Raw genomic sequence first — 16585 nt, forward strand, 5'->3', positions numbered from 1 at the left:
AAAATAAAACAATTATGCACTTTACTAAACAACTCCTACTTTACGTAAGCTTGCTAACTACGCTTGTTTTAAGCCTCTTTGTTAAAGCCGATGACGCTCCCGCTATTTTATCGATGAAAGAGCGCGCTGCTTTTATAGATAAAATAACTGAGCTTAGAGTTAATACCTTAATGCCCTCATTAATGAAGCAGCACAACACTGATATGTGGCTACTTATAAGTCGTGAATATAACGAAGATCCAATATTAAAAACAATGCTGCCTGCAACATGGCTTTCAGCCAGACGCACCACTATTTTGTTATTTGCACTTAATAAACAAGGTGGTATTGATGCTTACGCTATTGCGCCTTATAAAATAGGTAACGTATTTAAAAAAGGGTGGGATAAACAAACACAACCAAGCCAGTGGGAAGCACTCAATACACTTATTGAGCAATACAAACCTCGCAACATTGCGCTTAATACTTCTACCGACTGGGCACATGCCGATGGCCTTGTGCTAGGCGATTACAAAACCTTAATGGCTAACTTGCCCGCCACTTATCACAATAAAATAATTTCTGCAGAGCTGCTTGCTGTTGCGTGGTTAGAGCAACGCATTCCTGAAGAAGTTAAAATGTATAAACATATTGTCGCTATTGCCCATCATATTATTGCAGAGGGGTTTTCGGGTAAAACAATTACGGTTGGTAAAACAACTAGCGATGACTTGGTATGGTGGTTTAGAGAGCGCGTAAAAGAGCTAAAACTACAAACATGGTTTCACCCAAGTATTGCTATTCAGCGCGCCGATGCGAAGTCGTTTAATCATGAAAAAAGCTTTACCAATGGCTACGATGATAACGTTATACAAGCCGGTGACTTACTTCATGTAGATTTTGGGATTACTTATTTACGCTTAAATACCGACACGCAGCAGCATGCGTATGTGCTCAAAGAAAACGAAACGAGTGCGCCTAGTTACTTAGTTGAAGCACTAAAAAGCGGTAATAAACTACAAGACATATTTACCAATCAATTTGCGGTAGGTAAAACCGGTAATGAGGTTTTAGCTGCAGCACGAAAAGCCGCTATTGATCAGGGATTAAAACCCACTATTTATACTCATCCTCTTGGCTATCATGGCCACGCTGCTGGCACTACATTAGGTATGTGGGATTCTCAGCAAGGTGTACCGGGAGATGGTGACTATCCGCTGCATTTAAATACGGCTTACTCAATTGAGCTTAACAATGCTGTGTTTATAAAACAGTGGAATAAAGAAATAAGAATAATGCTAGAGGAAGATGCTATTTTTGATAAAAGCGGTGTCTGGTATTTAAATGGCCGACAAACACAGCTATTGCTTGTAAAATAAAGCATAAAAAAATGGCGCTCACTGAGCGCCATTTTTAATTTAATTCGTTGCTATTATTCTGTATCTGGCAGGTTACGGCCATAGAATATTTCTTGCATTTCACGGGTCAGCTTTGAGCGAATTTCGTCTTCTTCGCCTTCAGATAAATCTGCCGTAGAAAGGCCGAACAAATACGTGTTTAGATCGGTTTCTTTTAACATCATTTTGGTATGGAACAGGTTTTCTTGATACACGTTCACGTCCATCATTTGGTACGCTTCTTTTGTATCTTCTGTCATGAAGTTTTGAATCGAGCTAATAGCATGATCAATGTAGTGCTTAACACCGTTTATGTCGCGGGTAAAACCACGAACGCGGTAGTCAATTGTTACTACGTCTGATTCAAGGCTATGAATTAAGAAGTTTAACGCTTTAAGTGGCGAAATAATGCCACAAGTAGACACTTCAATATCAGCACGGAATGTACAAATACCATCATCAGGGTGAGCTTCTGGGTATGTGTGTACACAAATGTGGCTTTTATCTAGGTGCGCAACAACTGAATCAGGTAATGGGCCTGGTGCTTCGTCAGCATCGTAATTTTGCTGCTCTTCTACTGGTTCTTCTGAAACCAAAATAGTTACACTTGCGCCTTGCGGTTCATAATCTTGGCGCGCTACATTTAAAATGTTAGCACCAATAATATCAACAACTTCACCTAAAATGTCGGTTAGTCTATCTGCACTGTACTGCTCATCGATATATTCAATATATTCTTTACGTTGTTGCTCGGTCTTTGCGTAACAAATATCATAAATACTAAAGCTTAAACTTTTGGTTAAATTGTTAAAGCCATGAAGTTTAAGTTTATCGAAGGGTTTGTTCATAATAAACCAACCTATAAATTAGTGGGTTCTGCACCTGCAGAATGAAAAGTTCGCGGATTTTATACGAATTTCCCTCGTGGAAAAAGCGTTATTTTGCTTGATCTTGCACAACTTCGTGGCTATGCGTAATTTCTACTGTTTTATCAAGCATTAATGCAACTGAGCAATACTTTTCAGCAGAGAGTGAAACCGCGCGTGCAAGGTGCTTTTCAGACACATTATTGCCTTTAACAACAAAGTGTAAGTTGATTTTGGTAAACACACGTGGGGCTGTTTCGGCGCGCTCTGCACTTAGTTGTACTTGTACATCTGAAAAATCTTGTTTGGCTTTTTTTAAAATACTAACCACATCAACTGATGAGCAACAGCCAACTGACATTAAAACCATTTCCATTGGGCTTGGTGCTGCACTATCGCTGCCGCCATCAAACACAACATTGTGGTTAGAATTAGAACGACCAATAAACGTATCGCCTTCAACCCATTTTACATTTGCTTGCATTGTTATATCTCAAAAAAATATTTTCTTGATTGTAAGCAAGTTAGCCGTAGTTGCAAATGAAAATGCAACGCAGGGCTATAAAATGGCTAAGATTGTTGTGTTAAAGCGCTATCAAAGAGGTTTTTTACTAAACCTGCAAATTCATCTATAAAGGCATGCTGTTCAACCGTGACAGGCTGTGAGGTGATGCTGCTGAGGACTTCTTCTAAATCGTAAACAATGCCATCAACTTCGCGTACAATTTGACTACGCTGCTCTGTGTTGAGGTTTGTGTGCTGCTCGCAAATGAGCATCACATTTTGTGCAATAACGTCTTCAATTAACTCCATTACTGTTGGGGCACCTGGTTTTATTTCGCCTGGCTTCTCAAACAATGCTAAATTTTGAGTTAGATACATGATCAAATCATCGTACCCTTGCCTATCTAAAACCATTTTTGTACCACCTTTGTATAATTAATTATTTTTGATTTAAGCAGAAAGCGCTGTTGATTGCTAGCTTTGCGCGTTAGCAATACAAAAAAAGCAGCCGAAGCTGCTTTTATAATAATTAAGTAGTATTACTACTTAATCTATTTTTAAGCCTGGGCTTAGTGTTGCTGGCATAGCTACTTTTTCAAGCTCTACCGAAGCAACTGGGTATGCACAGTAATCAGCTGCGTAATACGCACTTGCTCTGTGGTTGCCCGATGCGCCAATACCACCAAACGGTGCTGCGCTTGATGCGCCAGTAATTGGGCGATTCCAGTTAACAATACCTGCACGAATACGACGTAAGAAATGGTCGTAATCTGCTGCACTGTCACTTAATAAACCAGCCGATAAACCAAAGGTTGTATCGTTTGCTTTATCAATTGCTTGGTCAAAGTCGTCAAAGCGGAATACTTTTAAAAGTGGTCCAAAATGCTCTTCATCTGGGAAGTCACTAATATTTGTACACTCAATAATACCTGGTGTTACAAAGCCAGTATTAGCTGTGTGCTCAAGTTCTACTAATACTTCACCACCAAGTTCAACAAGCTCGTTTTGCGCTTTAACCATACCCGCAGCTGCAGCTGATGAGATCATAGAGCCCATAAATGGCTGGTCTGCATCGTCATAATTACCTACTTTAATCGCTTTAGTTGCTGTGATTAAACGCTCCAGTATCACATCGCCTTTGCTACCAGTTGGTAAAAATAGTTTACGTGCACACGTACAACGCTGGCCACTTGAGATAAACGCTGATTGAATAATATCGTGAACAACCGCTTTAGTATCTTCAACGTCAGTAATAATAAGTGGGTTATTACCACCCATTTCTAGCGCTAAAATTTTACCCGGTTGACCCGCAAACTGTTCATGTAAAATATGACCAGTACGCGAAGAACCCGTAAAGAACAAGCCATCAATACCTTTGTGAGCAGCAAGGGCTTTACCCGTTTCTACTTCACCTTGTACAAGGTTAATGACACCTGCTGGTAAACCTGCTTTTTCCCACAGTTTAAGCGTAAGCTCAGCTACTTTAGGAGTCAGTTCAGACGGTTTAAACACAACCGTGTTACCTGCTAAAAGCGCTGGCACAATGTGGCCATTAGGTAAGTGACCCGGAAAGTTATACGGACCAAATACGGCTACAACACCATGTGGCTTATGACGAATCATCGCACGGCCAAGTGGCATTGCGTTTTCTACGTCGCCAGTGCGCTCTAAAAATGCTTTTTCAGAAATGGCAATTTTACCAACCATAGCACCCGCTTCTGTGCGAGTTTCCCACAGTGGCTTACCTGTTTCTTGTGCAATAGTAATAGCGAGCTCTTCGCTGTTTTCTTTTAATTGCGCTGCAAATGCTTTAATTATTTCTAAACGCTCAGTAAAGCTTTTATCAGCCCATGCATAAAACGCTTCGCGCGCTGCATTTACTGCGGTGTCTACTTGCGCCGCAGTTGCCGATGAAGCCTGCCAAATAACGTCGTTATTTGCAGGGTTTACTGAATTAAATTCTGTGCCTTGGCCTTGTGACCATTGACCATTTATAAATTGTGCAGGATGAGTCATATACTTTCTCCTAAATTAAATCGTGGTTGCACTAACAATATCGCCAGTTTGCAAATGCAGTGCATCTGCTATTTCTTGCGATAAAATAAGGCTTTTTGCGCGCTCGTCAAATGTCATTGGTGCAACGGTTGCTCTAAAATCTTCAAGCTTTTCGTTGGCTAGTAACACCATGGTGTCGCCAGTCATTTCGCCAATTTCAACGTTAAAGTGATTTGCATTACGAATAGTCGCAATATTATCTACTTTTGCTTCAACCGTTGGGCCGCCGTCAAAAATATCTACGTAGCCATTAAACGTAAAGCCTTCGCTTTTTAATAACTCGATTGCTGGGCGAGTGTTGTCGTGTACTTTACCTATTACGGCTTGCGCATCTTTACTTAGCAAGTTTACGTAAATTGGGTATTTAGGCATTAATTCAGCAATGAAAACCTTTTGACCAATACCTGTTAGGTAATCGGCTGTTGGAAAATCCATTGAGAAAAAGTGCTCTTCAAGCCACTGCCAAAAAGGGCTGCTGCCGTTTTCGTCAGACACACCGCGCATTTCTGCGATTACTGTTTGCGCAAAACGCTCTTGGTGCTGTTTTATAAACATAAAGCGCGCTTTTGAAAGTAGCTTACCGTTACAATTTTTACGATAACCATCTTTTAAAAACAATGTGCAAAGCTCTGTAGCACCTGTGTAGTCGTTACATAGCGTTAAAATATCAACCGCTTTATATACGTCTAATGTGCGAGAAGAGTGAATCACTTTACTTAAGTGATAATGATAAAATGCATCATCAAGCCCTACCGCAGCTTCAATTGCAGATGTTCCTACAACGTCACCGGTTTCGCTATCTTCAAGAACAAACAGGTAGCCTTCGTCACCAGGTTGTGACGTTTGTTTAGCAAAAGAGCTTACTGAATGGTCGATCTTTTTTTGCAATAGTTCTTCGTTTAATGGCAAAGACGTAAAACCATGCCCTGATTCGTGGGCAATTTTCAGTAATGCTGAATAATCATTTTGCTGGATTGGGCGAAGGATCATCATGAGTCCGCTTGCTCCCTTATAAATAACGGTAAATAGGAATTGCAGGGCAAGCAGTGCTTGCCCTTAATTGGTTGGCTTAAGTCGCTTATGCGTTTACTACGCTTGCTACTGCTTTTTCAAAGCGTGCCATACCTTCGCGAATGTCCGCTTCAGGAATTACTAAAGATGGAGTGAAACGTATTACGTCTGCACCAGCAACTAATGACATAAGGCCTTGCTCAGTCCCTGCCACTAAAAACTCTTTTGCACGACCTTTATATTGCTCGTTCACTACCGCGCCAATTAATAAACCTTGGCCACGTATTTCGCTAAATACGTTGTATTTTTCGTTAACCGCAGTAAGTAGTTCATTAAATAATGCTGCTTTAGCTTTTACGCCAGCAAGTACTTCTGGCGTATTTACTGTATCAAATGCAGCTTCTGCAACAGCACACGCAAGCGGGTTGCCGCCATAAGTAGAACCATGAGTACCTACTTTAAGATGCTGTGCAATTTCAGTTGTTGTGATCATAGCGCCAATAGGGAAACCGCCGCCAAGTGCTTTAGCTGAAGTTAAAATATCAGGTACTATGTTTAAGCCTTGGTATGCGTATAAATCGCCAGTACGGCCAACACCTGTTTGAACTTCATCAAAAATAAGCAGTGCGCTATGTTTAGTACATAAATCGCGAACGCCTTGAGCAAACTCGTCAGTTGGTGAAACAATACCGCCTTCACCTTGTAGAGGTTCCATCATTACGGCACATGTTTTATCGCTGATAAGCGCTTCAAAAGCAGCTAGGTCGTTGTAATCACAATGTACAATGTCGCCAGGCTTAGGACCAAAACCATCTGAATATGCAGCTTGGCCACCAACAGTTACGGTAAAGAATGTACGACCGTGGAAACCTTTGTTGAACGCGATGATTTGTGATTTTTCTGCGCCAAACTTATCAAGTGCAAAACGACGCGCTAACTTAAGCGCTGCTTCGTTTGCTTCTGCGCCTGAGTTGGCAAAATAAACTTTTTCAGCAAATGTAGCATCAACCATTTTTTTAGCTAGGCGAAGTGCCGGCTCATTGGTCATTACATTTGATAGATGCCAGATTTTTTCGCCTTGCTCTTTTAATGCGCCTACTAATGCAGGGTGGCAATGGCCAAGACAGTTAACTGCAATACCACCAGCAAAGTCGATAAACTCTCGACCTTCTTGATCCCATACGCGAGAACCTTCGCCTCGAACAGGAATTACGCTTGAAGGTGCGTAGTTAGGAACCATTACGTGATCAAATAATTCGCGATTGACTGTCATTTTATTTCCTCTTAATTGTGAGCAACACAAAACATCAAAATAGGTGTTTGGTTAATATTTGTAACCAACTTTATAGGCAAGATCAGTAACCTGATAATTGCGCAAAATTGCTTTGTGGTTCAATTTTCAGACGCACATTATTTCAGAATTACTTATATCTGTCTCGTTAAAAACTTTCATGTATCCCTTGAAAATAAAGGGCTAAAGATATTATTTCATAGATAGTGAATAACTATTTGCATAGCCATTCATACTTGGTTTTAGACAACTAACCGCATGAGCGCAGAGGCAAGCACGCTTTAATCGGCAAATATGCAATATAACAATAGAGTGAGAATGAATGGTTAGTCGCAAAAAAATTAACAAAAAATTCAGATTTTTAGTCAATTTGAATAGCTAAATTGGTAAAATTACTCGATTGGAGGGTTTTTAGTTCCGCTTTAGTGAACTTAAAGTACGAAAACCAGCTTAGAGTTTCATCAGGCTCAATAAGTTGATGCTCTTTTAAATTAAGATATTGAGAGTAGCACCGTGCCTTTAGCATTACTTCTGTTAATGGCAGTAATGTATCGCCTTTATCTACCCCATTTACTAGCTGCTGCATTACACCTTTAAACGGTAAATATTTAAAAGCCATTTTGTCTATTACTTTGGCGCTTACTTCTATCGACTTATTGCTAAGTAGAGTGGTTAAAAATAGCGGGTCGGGCTGTAGCTCTAACAATGCGGTGTGTAAATCTTTTTGGTTTTCATTTCGGGCTAACTGCACTTTGCGTTGCCATACTTTCTCAAACGTTTTTAAGTACAAGCGCACTAATGCAATTCGTCCTACATCTAAAAGCATTCCAAGGGTAAATGCATGTACGTCATTCACATTATTAATTTGTGCAATTTTTTGCGCTGCAATCGCGTTTGCCATCGCGCTGTCGCGTAGCCGGCGTTTTAATAATGAAAATGGTTCGGTGCTATGTGGCATCCAATGACGCGCAGCAAATGTAGGAATCACTAGCTGTAAGTTATCAAGGCCAATATAACGAAGGGCAAGCGATGGTTTATCTACTTTTACAGACGTGTTTTTACTACGTTGATTACGGTAGTAAGGTAAATTAACAAGCGTTACTAATTCTCTACCCAACCAGCTTATATCATTAACCAGTGGCTCTAAACGCCCTACCGATGCCGACTTTACAGCTAATATATCGAGTATATTGGCAATGCCATCTTCAATACCTATAGTACTGTGAATTACGCCATCTATATCTTCGAGCTGCTTATATATAGCTGTTTCAATTGTTTTGTGCAGTTGCTCACTCGCTTGAGCGCGGTACTTATGATGTGCAGTACTGCTTTGCTGGCGTTTATTCTGTGCGGCCACTTCAACCTGAAGCAAAGTACGTTGCTTCATGGGTTCGCCGTAATCTATATCTAATGTATGAATGAAACCAATTTGCTGATGCGCAAAGCTGTGCCCAAGCAATAAGTCATGAGCCCGTTGGCTTAGTATTTTGGCAGTACGCTGCTGGGCTACAAGTTCAGTCATGACATCCATTAATAAAGTATTAAATGCTCTGTGTATTATAACATTAGAAGCGAGTTAAAAAGTTATCAAGCAGTTCTAAGCCTTGATTAGTTAGAATAGCTTCGGGGTGAAACTGCACACCTTCGATTGCTAGTTCATTGTGTAACAACCCCATAATTTCGTCAAACTCGCCTTGCTCAGTCTGAGTCCATGCGGTTACTTCAAGTTCTTTAGGTAGAGTTTGCTCTTTAACCACTAAAGAATGATAACGACATACTGTTAACGGGTTAGCTAAGCCTTTAAACACCCCTTTATTAGTATGAACTATGGGTGATGTTTTACCGTGCATTACTTTTTTAGCACGAATTACATCTCCACCTAAAGCTTGTGCAATAGTTTGATGCCCCAAGCAAATTCCTAAAATAGGATATTGCCCTTTTAGTTGCTCAACAACATTTAGTGAAATACCCGCTTCGTTAGGGGTGCATGGCCCTGGCGATAACACGATGTGCTGCGGGTTTAACTGTTTTATTTGCGCAATGCTTAGCTCATCATTACGTTTTACTAAAACGTCTTGATCTAAACGCTGAAAATATTGCACTAAGTTGTAAGTAAACGAATCGTAGTTGTCGATCATCAACAGCATTACACAACAGACCTTATAAATTATTGACCACTACTTTACACAAGTGGTACTAAGCGCTGCATTCTACCACTATTAATTCGTCAACATAAATGAGGTTTGTTTATCTTACGTTAGAGCTATCTTTAGAAGGAATATTAGAATTATAAAGAAGCCGGCTAAAAAGCCGGCCTTAATGCATTATTGTACGTTTATAACCACTTTACCCAGTGCTTGGCCACTTGCTAAGCGGTCATGCGCTTTAGCTGTATCTTCTAATGTAAAATCTTGCTCATCAAGTACTGGGCGCATACCGCCTGCTTCAACAATTTGCGCAAGTTTAGTAAGTTTGTCGCCGTGGTCTTGACGGTTAAAGTCATGGATCATTGGAATAAGCATAAAGATTACGTTTAACGATAACCCTTTAAAGTGTACTGGGCTTAAGTCTACTTCTAATAAAGAGAGCGTTGTAGATACCTGGGCATTTAGCTTTGCTGCTGCAAACGAGTTAGTAAGGTTACCGCCTCCTACTGTATCAAATACCATGTCAAAGCCCACATTGCTGGTATGTTTTTCAACGTATTGCTCTACAGTTTCGTCTTTAAAGTTAATGCCTGTAGCGCCAAAGCTTTCTATTAGTGCTAGTTGCTCTGCGTTACCGCCAGTTGAGTAAACATCAGCGCCAAAGTGTTTAGCTAGTTGTACTGCTAAATGGCCTACACCACCTGCGCCACCGTGCACTAACACTTTTTGACCTGCTTTTACATTTGCACGCGTTAAGCCTTCAAGTGCAGTAATACCTACAAGTGGAATAGCGGCTGCTTCTTTCATTGTTAGATTTTTAGGTTTGTGAGCAATTAAGCGCTTATCAGCAAGCATAAACTCAGCAAGTGCACCTGGTAAATCGCCTAGGCCACCAGCACAACCGTAAATTTCATCACCTACAGTAAACTCTGTTACACCGTCTCCCACAGCTTCAATAGTGCCCGCAAAGTCCATACCTAAAATGCCTGGTAACTTTGGAGCAAATGGTAAATCGGCACCCATTTGACGAATCATCATATCAATTGTATTTACGCTAGTTGCAGCAATGCGAACCAATACGTTACCTGCGGTTACTTGTGGTTTTGCAACCTCTGCTGCTACAAACTCTTCAGTGCCACCAAAATTATTAATTGTCATTGCTTTCATGAGTGTTGCCTCTATTAGCTGTTTATAGTTAATGTGTAATGAGGTTCCATTGTAGCTTTGCCTTTAATAAATGATAATAAGGCTAAATACACAATCTGTTTCAACATAATATTGAGAATCGAGTATGAATAATGACCACCTTGCTTTGTTTGTACGCATTGCTAATACATATAATATAAGCCTAGCAGGAAGAGAGCTTGATTTATCACCAGCAGTAGCGAGTGCATATATTAGTAAGCTTGAGGAGAACTTAGGAGTACGACTTATTCATCGTACTACGCGCAAGGTGTCGCTGACCGAAGAAGGCGAGGCATTTTTACCTCATGCACAAGAGGTGCTAGCAACATTAGAAACCGCACGCGCCTCGGTAGGTGCAGGAAGCTTAGTGCCGCAAGGTACATTACGTATCACTGCGCCTGCTTCTTTTGGACGAATGCATATAGTCCCTGCCTTAAAAAGCTTTATGCAAAAATACCCAGGGCTGACTATAGATTGCCGCTTTAGCGATACTATTGTTGATTTAGTAGAAGGCGGTTTTGATATTGCAATTCGCGATGCGGCACTTAAAGATTCAAACCTAATTGCTCGCAAACTGGCATCTGATAACCGTATTGTATGCGCATCGCCTGAGTATATAGCTAAAAACGGCTTGCCTAAAACACCGCAAGATTTAGTTAATCATCAAATTATTAACTTAGCCAGTATAGAGAGCTGGGGTTTTAAATCAGGTAAAGACACTCTTAATATTAAAACCAAAGGCGCACTTCGTTTTGATAACGGTGAAGCCGTTCGTGATGCGAGCGTACAAGGGTTAGGTATTACTATTAGTTCAAATTGGTGTAGCTATAAATATTTAGAAGATGGCAGCCTAGTAGAAGTGTTAAAAGACTTTCCGCTGGTAGCTAATGCCGATATTTGGGCTGTATATCCAAGCAATAGATTATTAGCCCCTAAGGTGCGTGCGTTTATCGATCATTTTATTGCCTACTTTGGTGAAGTCCCTTATTGGGAAAAGCAGTAACGGCTAAAAAGTAAAAACGGTTGTTTGTGCTACATCAAATTAGCGGCTCGATGGTTGAATTATATCTATGTAAGCCCCAGTGTATTATATGAAAGGCAGTAATTCACTTATACAACTCACTTACTTGTGAGCTCATTTATATCCTACTAAGGAGCGAATATGTTAGGCGAAGACCACTCATTAACAAATGACTTTCCAGAGTACTTAAAGACCATTGCCGAGTTAAATGAAAGCGATACTGAATTTGCAAAAAAAGCAGATAAGTACGACAAGCTAGATAAAGAGATTAGGGTATTAGAGCTCAAAGATGCGCCCATAAGCGATGAGCAAATGCATCAACTAAAACATGAACGTACAGAACTAAAAGATTGGCTATACGAACGCTTGCAGCAAGAGCAGTAATGCCACTAAAAAAAGAGCTCACTGATGAGGTGAGCTCTTTAGATCAACAATGGGTATTTTCTCTAAAACTTTACAAAGCCACCCACAGGTTTCATAAATACACTGCTTGGGCCTGCAAAGGCTTGTGCAAACTCTTCTGATAATTGACTAAATACCGTTACTTTATCCATATCAACTACGCTTAAAAATAGTGGGCCACTTTCGCCCCAACCAGCAAGATGCGCTTTAGCAGCATCTTCATCTTGGTAACGCTCGTAAATATGTACACTGCGTTTGCCTTCACTTACTGTCCACTCATACATTAAAGTGCCCGCTTCACTTTTAGCCAAAGTAACTAATCGCGCCATTACCAGTAAAAACTCATCGTATTTACCTTCTTTAATTTGGCCTTGTACTGTCCAGGTAACATGATTTTTCATTATGCTTTGCCTAATTTAAGCTGTGCTAAAATACTGCCTAACGTATCTACTAGTTGTTGATTTTTAGCATTATCAAGTGCATCAACATGAGGAGGCGCAAAGCGTCCTGTATCGTTATCAAAATACAGGCCTGCGGCATCTTTAAATTCATCACTAAGCGCTGCGCGACAAAAAATATTTGCGCCAATTTTTAAATCCCCACCATCTATACCGTAAGCGTCTTTTACCATTTTGCTTCCCAGTAACGATTTAGGGTTTACCGATACAACTAATGGCCCAGTATCTTTAAGCTCAAGCCCTAAATGACGCGACCACATAGTAATAGCCAATTTACTTTGTGCATAAGCCGCACTATCAGAAAGTTCAGTGTTACCTATAAGTGCATTTAAGTTAACGCTTGATTGCGCAGCTGATGACACATTAACCACTCGCGAATCATGACCAAGAACAGGTAACAATAGTTTTGTAAGAAGATATGGCGCAATCGTGTTTACAACAAAGCGAGCATCAAGGCCGTCAATTGTTGTAGCATCAACTAATTGATAAACGCCTGCATTATTAATAAGTACGTCAAGCTGGTTATTATTTTCGGCCAAATCGGCTAATACATTTTTTGCCAAAGTTTGAACTTGGCTCATATCGCTTAAATCAGCAATATAAGTATGTGTACTTGCATTTGGGTATTGCTCGGTTAAAGCTACTTGTAGCGCATTTAGCTTTGCTTGGCTGCGGCCATGTAATAATACGGTGTGACCTTGTGCTAATAACATCTTTGCCGTTTCTAGCCCAATGCCATCGGTAGCACCGGTAAGTAAAATTGTTTTGTTCATGTTGATCTCTCCTTACTTTATTTTCGCTATATTAGCACCCCGACTTACTGCTGATAATTAGGCCAATAGTTGAATCAGTTTATAGAATTAATTGATAAAGCTAAGCCTATGTTAGTTAATATAAAAGCATTCCTTTAAAAGGCAGGTAAGTGTTTAAGCTGAATGTTTTTTATGCTTTTATTTGAATTACCCAGCAATCATAACTATTGTTTTTAAACCTCCTTAATAGTAGTATTTATCATATAAATACACTTTTCGAGAAATAACATGAAAGTTTTAGTTACTGGCGGCATGGGTTACATAGGTAGCCACACATGTATTGCATTGCATGAAGCAGGTATTACGCCTGTTATTTATGATAACTTGTCTAATGCAAGTGCGCGGGTACTTGACCAACTCGAAAAGATTACAGGTACTCGGTTTGAGTTTATTTTGGGTGACATTCAAGACGAGCAACAATTTAAACTCGCCCTAAAACATACTAAAGCCGAAGCTGTTTTTCACTTTGCGGCTTTAAAAGCCGTTGGCGAATCTACCGAGCAACCGCTGCGTTATTATCAAAATAATGTGTCGGGCACATTAAGCATGCTACAAAACATGCAAGATGAAGGCGTTAACCATATTATATTTAGCTCATCGGCTACTGTGTACGGCGAGCCAGACTACCTCCCTATTGACGAAAAGCATCCTATACGCGCAACTAACCCATATGGTTGGACTAAAGTTATGGTTGAACAAGCCATGCAAGATGTATGTAATGCCAACAGCAAATTTATGGGCATAGCGCTTCGTTACTTTAACCCAGTAGGTGCACACCCAAGTGGTTTATTAGGTGAAAGCCCTAATGGTATTCCTAATAACTTAATGCCATTTATTGCTCAAACTGCAGTAGGCAAACGCGACATGGTTAATATTTTTGGTGACGACTACGACACCGAAGATGGCACAGGCGTGCGCGACTATATTCATGTTTTAGATTTAGCTAAAGGTCATGTTGCGGCATTTATGCAACATAAAACAGATACCGCCTTCCATGCTTACAACTTAGGCACAGGGCAAGGTTATTCTGTGCTTGATATGATTAAGGCATTTAGCGCATCAGCCAATAAAGATATTCCGTATAAGATTGCACCGCGCCGTGCAGGTGATATTGCCTGTAACTACGCCGATGCCACAAAAGCGCAAAACACACTTAACTGGCACGCAGAACTAACACTTAGCGACATGACAAACGACACATGGCGCTGGCAAACTAATTACCCAAGTGGGTTGGAGAGTTAATATGGCTTTATTAGAAAGTACTCACAGACGTAAAAATCCGCTAACGGGTCGTTGGGTATTAGTGTCACCACATCGTAATAACCGCCCATGGTTAGGCGCAACAGAAGCCGTTAACGAAAACGTATTACCAAAACACGATGACAGCTGCCCACTTTGCCCAAGTAATACCCGTGCAAATGGCGACAGTAACCCTGATTACAAATACACACACGTATTTAGAAATGACTTTGGCGCATTAACGCCTAATGCCAGCGAGCAATTACAAAGCTTAGAGTCAGACAGCGATTTATTTATTGCCGACGAAGCCAGTGGCGAATGCCGCGTAATTTGTTTTTCTCCAGAGCATAATAAAACACTACCAGAGCTTAGCCAAAACGCATTGCACGAAGTAGTAAAAACCTGGAAACAAAATTATACAGAACTTGCACAGCAGTACGAATGTGTACAAGTTTTTGAAAATAAAGGCGAGATCATGGGTTGTTCGCAACCTCATCCTCACGGCCAAGTATGGGCTCACTCGCATTTATCAACCGAAATAGAAGCCGAAGATAACCAGCAGCTTGCCTATTATAAAAAGCATGGCACAGCCATGCTTGCCGATTACGCGCAAAAAGAGCAAGCAGATCAAACACGTGTTGTATTTGAAAACGAACATTGGCTTGTTGTTGTGCCATTTTGGGCAGCGTGGCCGTTTGAAACAATGCTAGTAACTAAAGATAACATTCAAAACTTTAGCCAGCTAAACGATGCGCAAACCGACTCTTTGGCTCAGGCACTTAAAGTATTAACCACTAAGTACGACAACGTATTTAATTGCAGCTTCCCATACTCAATGGGATGGCACAATGCACCGGCTAATAGAGGCTCTGATGAGCAACATTGGCGTTTGCATGCACATTTTTATCCGCCGCTACTTCGCTCTGCTACTGTTAAAAAACACATGGTAGGCTACGAAATGCTAGGCGAAAGCCAACGCGATTTAAGCGCAGAAACCGCTGCTTCTATTTTAAAAGCAGCCAGTACAACACACTATAAAGATACAGCAGGACACACAGATGAAGCTTAACGAATTCCAACAACAATTTTTGTCACTGTATGGCGCGCCTGCTCAAGGTATTGCTGCAGCACCGGGGCGTGTAAACCTCATTGGCGAATTTACCGACTACAACGACGGTTTTGTTTTACCGTGTTCGTTAGAGTTTCGTACCCAAGTAATGTTTAAAGAGCGCGACGACAATATTATTACTGTGCATTCTTTAAATTACCCAGGCGAAAAAGACAGCTTTAGTGTTGATGAAGAAATCACTGAAGGCCAGTCGCAATGGGGTAACTACATTCGTGCTGTTACTTATGTTCTTAAAAGAGCGGGCTACACACTACGTGGTGCCGACCTACTAATTGACAGTAACTTACCGCAAGGTAGTGGCTTGTCGTCATCGGCAGCACTAGAAGTTGCAGTTGGCGGTATGTTTAACCATATTGCACAGCTTGGTTTACCGCCAGAGCAAATTGCGCTATTTGGTCAAGAAGCCGAAAACGACTTTATGCATTGCCAATGCGGCATTATGGATCAGCTTATTTCAGCTAAAGGCGAGAACGGTCATGCGCTATTAATCGACTGTGAAAACCTCGCAACTAAATCAGTTAAAGTTCCTGATGATTTAAATATTGTTATTGTTAATTCAAACTACCCGCGTAAGTTGGTTGATAGCGAATACAACCAGCGCCGTATTGACTGCGAACAAGCTGCTGTAAAAATGGGTGTAGAAACACTTCGCCAAGCCACCATGGCTGGCCTGCAAGCAGTAAAAGCGACATTTAGCGAAAACGAATATAAACGTGCACACCACGTAATTAGCGAAAACGACCGTGTAATTGCAGCAACTACTGCACTACAAAATAACGATATGGATGCACTTCGCACGTTAATGGCAGCATCGCACCAATCACTTAAACACGACTTTGAAGTAACCGTACCTGCAACCGATGGCTTAGTAGAAATTTGTAAAGAAGCGATGGGCGATCGCGGCGCAGTACGTATGACGGGTGGCGGCTTTGGTGGCGCAATTGTATGTTTGTGTCGTGATGCTGAAGTACCACTAATTAAAGCTGCGGTAGAAAAGCATTACTTTGAGCGTTTTAGCCTAAATGCTGATATTTACGTATGTTCAGCGGGTTCAGGATTACAAATTACGTCTTTTTAAATAAACTTAAG

At 40.8% G+C, this 16585-nt stretch carries 17 protein-coding genes; 6 read left to right on the forward strand and 11 right to left on the reverse strand.

Annotation, left to right across the window (positions count from 1 at the left end; genetic code table 11):
• Nucleotides 1–14: 14 nt before the first annotated feature.
• Entirely contained in the window at nt 15–1358 is a 1344-nt protein-coding gene (locus tag QL995_RS11020; RefSeq protein WP_290294162.1) for a M24 family metallopeptidase, read from the forward strand.
• Nucleotides 1359–1411: 53 nt separating this feature from the next.
• Here QL995_RS11020 and speD read toward each other — a convergent pair whose 3' ends face one another.
• The 9 genes from speD to QL995_RS11065 all read right to left on the reverse strand — a co-directional run bounded on the left by speD (nt 1412) and on the right by QL995_RS11065 (nt 10417).
• On the reverse strand, nt 1412–2224 hold the full coding sequence (gene speD / locus QL995_RS11025) for an adenosylmethionine decarboxylase (protein WP_007376266.1): 813 nt from the start codon (nt 2222–2224) through the stop codon (nt 1412–1414).
• Nucleotides 2225–2312: 88 nt separating this feature from the next.
• A complete protein-coding gene (locus tag QL995_RS11030; protein WP_002958863.1) occupies nt 2313–2726 on the reverse strand; it encodes an OsmC family protein in 414 nt (137 codons plus the stop codon).
• An 86-nt stretch (nt 2727–2812) separates the two neighbouring features.
• Complete coding sequence (locus QL995_RS11035) at nt 2813–3160, reverse strand: DUF3802 family protein (protein ID WP_007580087.1); 348 nt, start codon at nt 3158–3160, stop codon at nt 2813–2815.
• A gap of 132 nt (nt 3161–3292) precedes the next feature.
• A complete protein-coding gene (gene astD / locus QL995_RS11040) occupies nt 3293–4762 on the reverse strand; it encodes a succinylglutamate-semialdehyde dehydrogenase (protein WP_007580085.1) in 1470 nt (489 codons plus the stop codon).
• Nucleotides 4763–4777: 15 nt separating this feature from the next.
• The gene (astA, locus tag QL995_RS11045; RefSeq protein WP_007580083.1) at nt 4778–5794 is read right to left on the reverse strand and encodes an arginine N-succinyltransferase; all 1017 of its coding nucleotides are present in this window, start codon (nt 5792–5794) and stop codon (nt 4778–4780) included.
• Nucleotides 5795–5879: 85 nt separating this feature from the next.
• Nucleotides 5880–7085 (reverse strand): aspartate aminotransferase family protein, encoded by a 1206-nt coding sequence (locus QL995_RS11050; protein ID WP_290294163.1) that lies wholly within the window; start codon nt 7083–7085, stop codon nt 5880–5882.
• Between the two features lie 379 nt (nt 7086–7464).
• Entirely contained in the window at nt 7465–8625 is a 1161-nt protein-coding gene (locus tag QL995_RS11055) for an HDOD domain-containing protein (protein WP_290294164.1), read from the reverse strand.
• Between the two features lie 43 nt (nt 8626–8668).
• A complete protein-coding gene (locus QL995_RS11060) occupies nt 8669–9250 on the reverse strand; it encodes an aminodeoxychorismate/anthranilate synthase component II (RefSeq protein ID WP_290294165.1) in 582 nt (193 codons plus the stop codon).
• Between the two features lie 177 nt (nt 9251–9427).
• Nucleotides 9428–10417, reverse strand: coding sequence for a zinc-dependent alcohol dehydrogenase family protein (locus QL995_RS11065; protein WP_165725983.1), 990 nt, complete (start codon nt 10415–10417; stop codon nt 9428–9430).
• A gap of 124 nt (nt 10418–10541) precedes the next feature.
• Between QL995_RS11065 and QL995_RS11070 the strand changes: the two genes are divergently transcribed.
• Nucleotides 10542–11438 (forward strand): LysR family transcriptional regulator, encoded by an 897-nt coding sequence (locus QL995_RS11070; RefSeq protein WP_290294166.1) that lies wholly within the window; start codon nt 10542–10544, stop codon nt 11436–11438.
• A gap of 159 nt (nt 11439–11597) precedes the next feature.
• Complete coding sequence (locus QL995_RS11075; RefSeq protein ID WP_007580070.1) at nt 11598–11840, forward strand: YdcH family protein; 243 nt, start codon at nt 11598–11600, stop codon at nt 11838–11840.
• A gap of 62 nt (nt 11841–11902) precedes the next feature.
• On the opposite strand, the gene QL995_RS11080 is transcribed toward QL995_RS11075, so the two are convergent.
• Nucleotides 11903–12259, reverse strand: a complete 357-nt coding sequence (locus QL995_RS11080; protein ID WP_290294167.1) for an antibiotic biosynthesis monooxygenase — start codon at nt 12257–12259, stop codon at nt 11903–11905.
• Nucleotides 12259–13089 carry an SDR family NAD(P)-dependent oxidoreductase gene (locus tag QL995_RS11085; protein ID WP_290294168.1) on the reverse strand — a complete coding sequence of 277 codons (831 nt, stop codon included), beginning with the start codon at nt 13087–13089 and terminating at the stop codon, nt 12259–12261. The genes QL995_RS11080 and QL995_RS11085 overlap by 1 nt, the downstream gene beginning before the upstream one ends.
• Before the next feature lie 267 nt (nt 13090–13356).
• On the opposite strand from QL995_RS11085, the gene galE reads away from it, so the two are divergent.
• The 3 genes from galE to galK are packed head-to-tail and all read left to right on the forward strand — an operon-like array spanning nt 13357 to nt 16574.
• Complete coding sequence (gene galE, locus QL995_RS11090) at nt 13357–14370, forward strand: UDP-glucose 4-epimerase GalE (protein WP_290294169.1); 1014 nt, start codon at nt 13357–13359, stop codon at nt 14368–14370.
• Nucleotide 14371: 1 nt separating this feature from the next.
• Nucleotides 14372–15436: a UDP-glucose--hexose-1-phosphate uridylyltransferase gene (locus tag QL995_RS11095; RefSeq protein ID WP_165728294.1), complete on the forward strand. Its 1065-nt coding sequence runs from the start codon at nt 14372–14374 to the stop codon at nt 15434–15436.
• A complete protein-coding gene (gene galK, locus QL995_RS11100) occupies nt 15426–16574 on the forward strand; it encodes a galactokinase (protein WP_290294170.1) in 1149 nt (382 codons plus the stop codon). The genes QL995_RS11095 and galK overlap by 11 nt, the downstream gene beginning before the upstream one ends.
• Nucleotides 16575–16585 lie beyond the last annotated feature (11 nt).

This window comes from Pseudoalteromonas sp. APC 3358 (genome assembly GCF_030408075.1).
Classification (GTDB): Bacteria; Pseudomonadota; Gammaproteobacteria; order Enterobacterales; family Alteromonadaceae; genus Pseudoalteromonas; species Pseudoalteromonas arctica.

What these genes read in the sequence shown, in the direction of transcription:
- QL995_RS11050 (WP_290294163.1), bottom strand. Translation starts at nt 7,085, where the DNA reads ATGACAGTCAATCGCGAATTATTTGATCACGTAATGGTTCCTAACTAC.
- speD (WP_007376266.1), bottom strand. Translation starts at nt 2,224, where the DNA reads ATGAACAAACCCTTCGATAAACTTAAACTTCATGGCTTTAACAATTTA.
- galE (WP_290294169.1), top strand. Translation starts at nt 13,357, where the DNA reads ATGAAAGTTTTAGTTACTGGCGGCATGGGTTACATAGGTAGCCACACA.
- QL995_RS11080 (WP_290294167.1), bottom strand. Translation starts at nt 12,259, where the DNA reads ATGAAAAATCATGTTACCTGGACAGTACAAGGCCAAATTAAAGAAGGT.
- QL995_RS11085 (WP_290294168.1), bottom strand. Translation starts at nt 13,089, where the DNA reads ATGAACAAAACAATTTTACTTACCGGTGCTACCGATGGCATTGGGCTA.
- QL995_RS11070 (WP_290294166.1), top strand. Translation starts at nt 10,542, where the DNA reads ATGAATAATGACCACCTTGCTTTGTTTGTACGCATTGCTAATACATAT.
- QL995_RS11035 (WP_007580087.1), bottom strand. Translation starts at nt 3,160, where the DNA reads ATGGTTTTAGATAGGCAAGGGTACGATGATTTGATCATGTATCTAACT.
- QL995_RS11065 (WP_165725983.1), bottom strand. Translation starts at nt 10,417, where the DNA reads ATGAAAGCAATGACAATTAATAATTTTGGTGGCACTGAAGAGTTTGTA.
- QL995_RS11055 (WP_290294164.1), bottom strand. Translation starts at nt 8,625, where the DNA reads ATGACTGAACTTGTAGCCCAGCAGCGTACTGCCAAAATACTAAGCCAA.
- astD (WP_007580085.1), bottom strand. Translation starts at nt 4,762, where the DNA reads ATGACTCATCCTGCACAATTTATAAATGGTCAATGGTCACAAGGCCAA.
- QL995_RS11075 (WP_007580070.1), top strand. Translation starts at nt 11,598, where the DNA reads ATGTTAGGCGAAGACCACTCATTAACAAATGACTTTCCAGAGTACTTA.
- galK (WP_290294170.1), top strand. Translation starts at nt 15,426, where the DNA reads ATGAAGCTTAACGAATTCCAACAACAATTTTTGTCACTGTATGGCGCG.
- astA (WP_007580083.1), bottom strand. Translation starts at nt 5,794, where the DNA reads ATGATGATCCTTCGCCCAATCCAGCAAAATGATTATTCAGCATTACTG.
- QL995_RS11095 (WP_165728294.1), top strand. Translation starts at nt 14,372, where the DNA reads ATGGCTTTATTAGAAAGTACTCACAGACGTAAAAATCCGCTAACGGGT.
- QL995_RS11030 (WP_002958863.1), bottom strand. Translation starts at nt 2,726, where the DNA reads ATGCAAGCAAATGTAAAATGGGTTGAAGGCGATACGTTTATTGGTCGT.
- QL995_RS11060 (WP_290294165.1), bottom strand. Translation starts at nt 9,250, where the DNA reads ATGCTGTTGATGATCGACAACTACGATTCGTTTACTTACAACTTAGTG.
- QL995_RS11020 (WP_290294162.1), top strand. Translation starts at nt 15, where the DNA reads ATGCACTTTACTAAACAACTCCTACTTTACGTAAGCTTGCTAACTACG.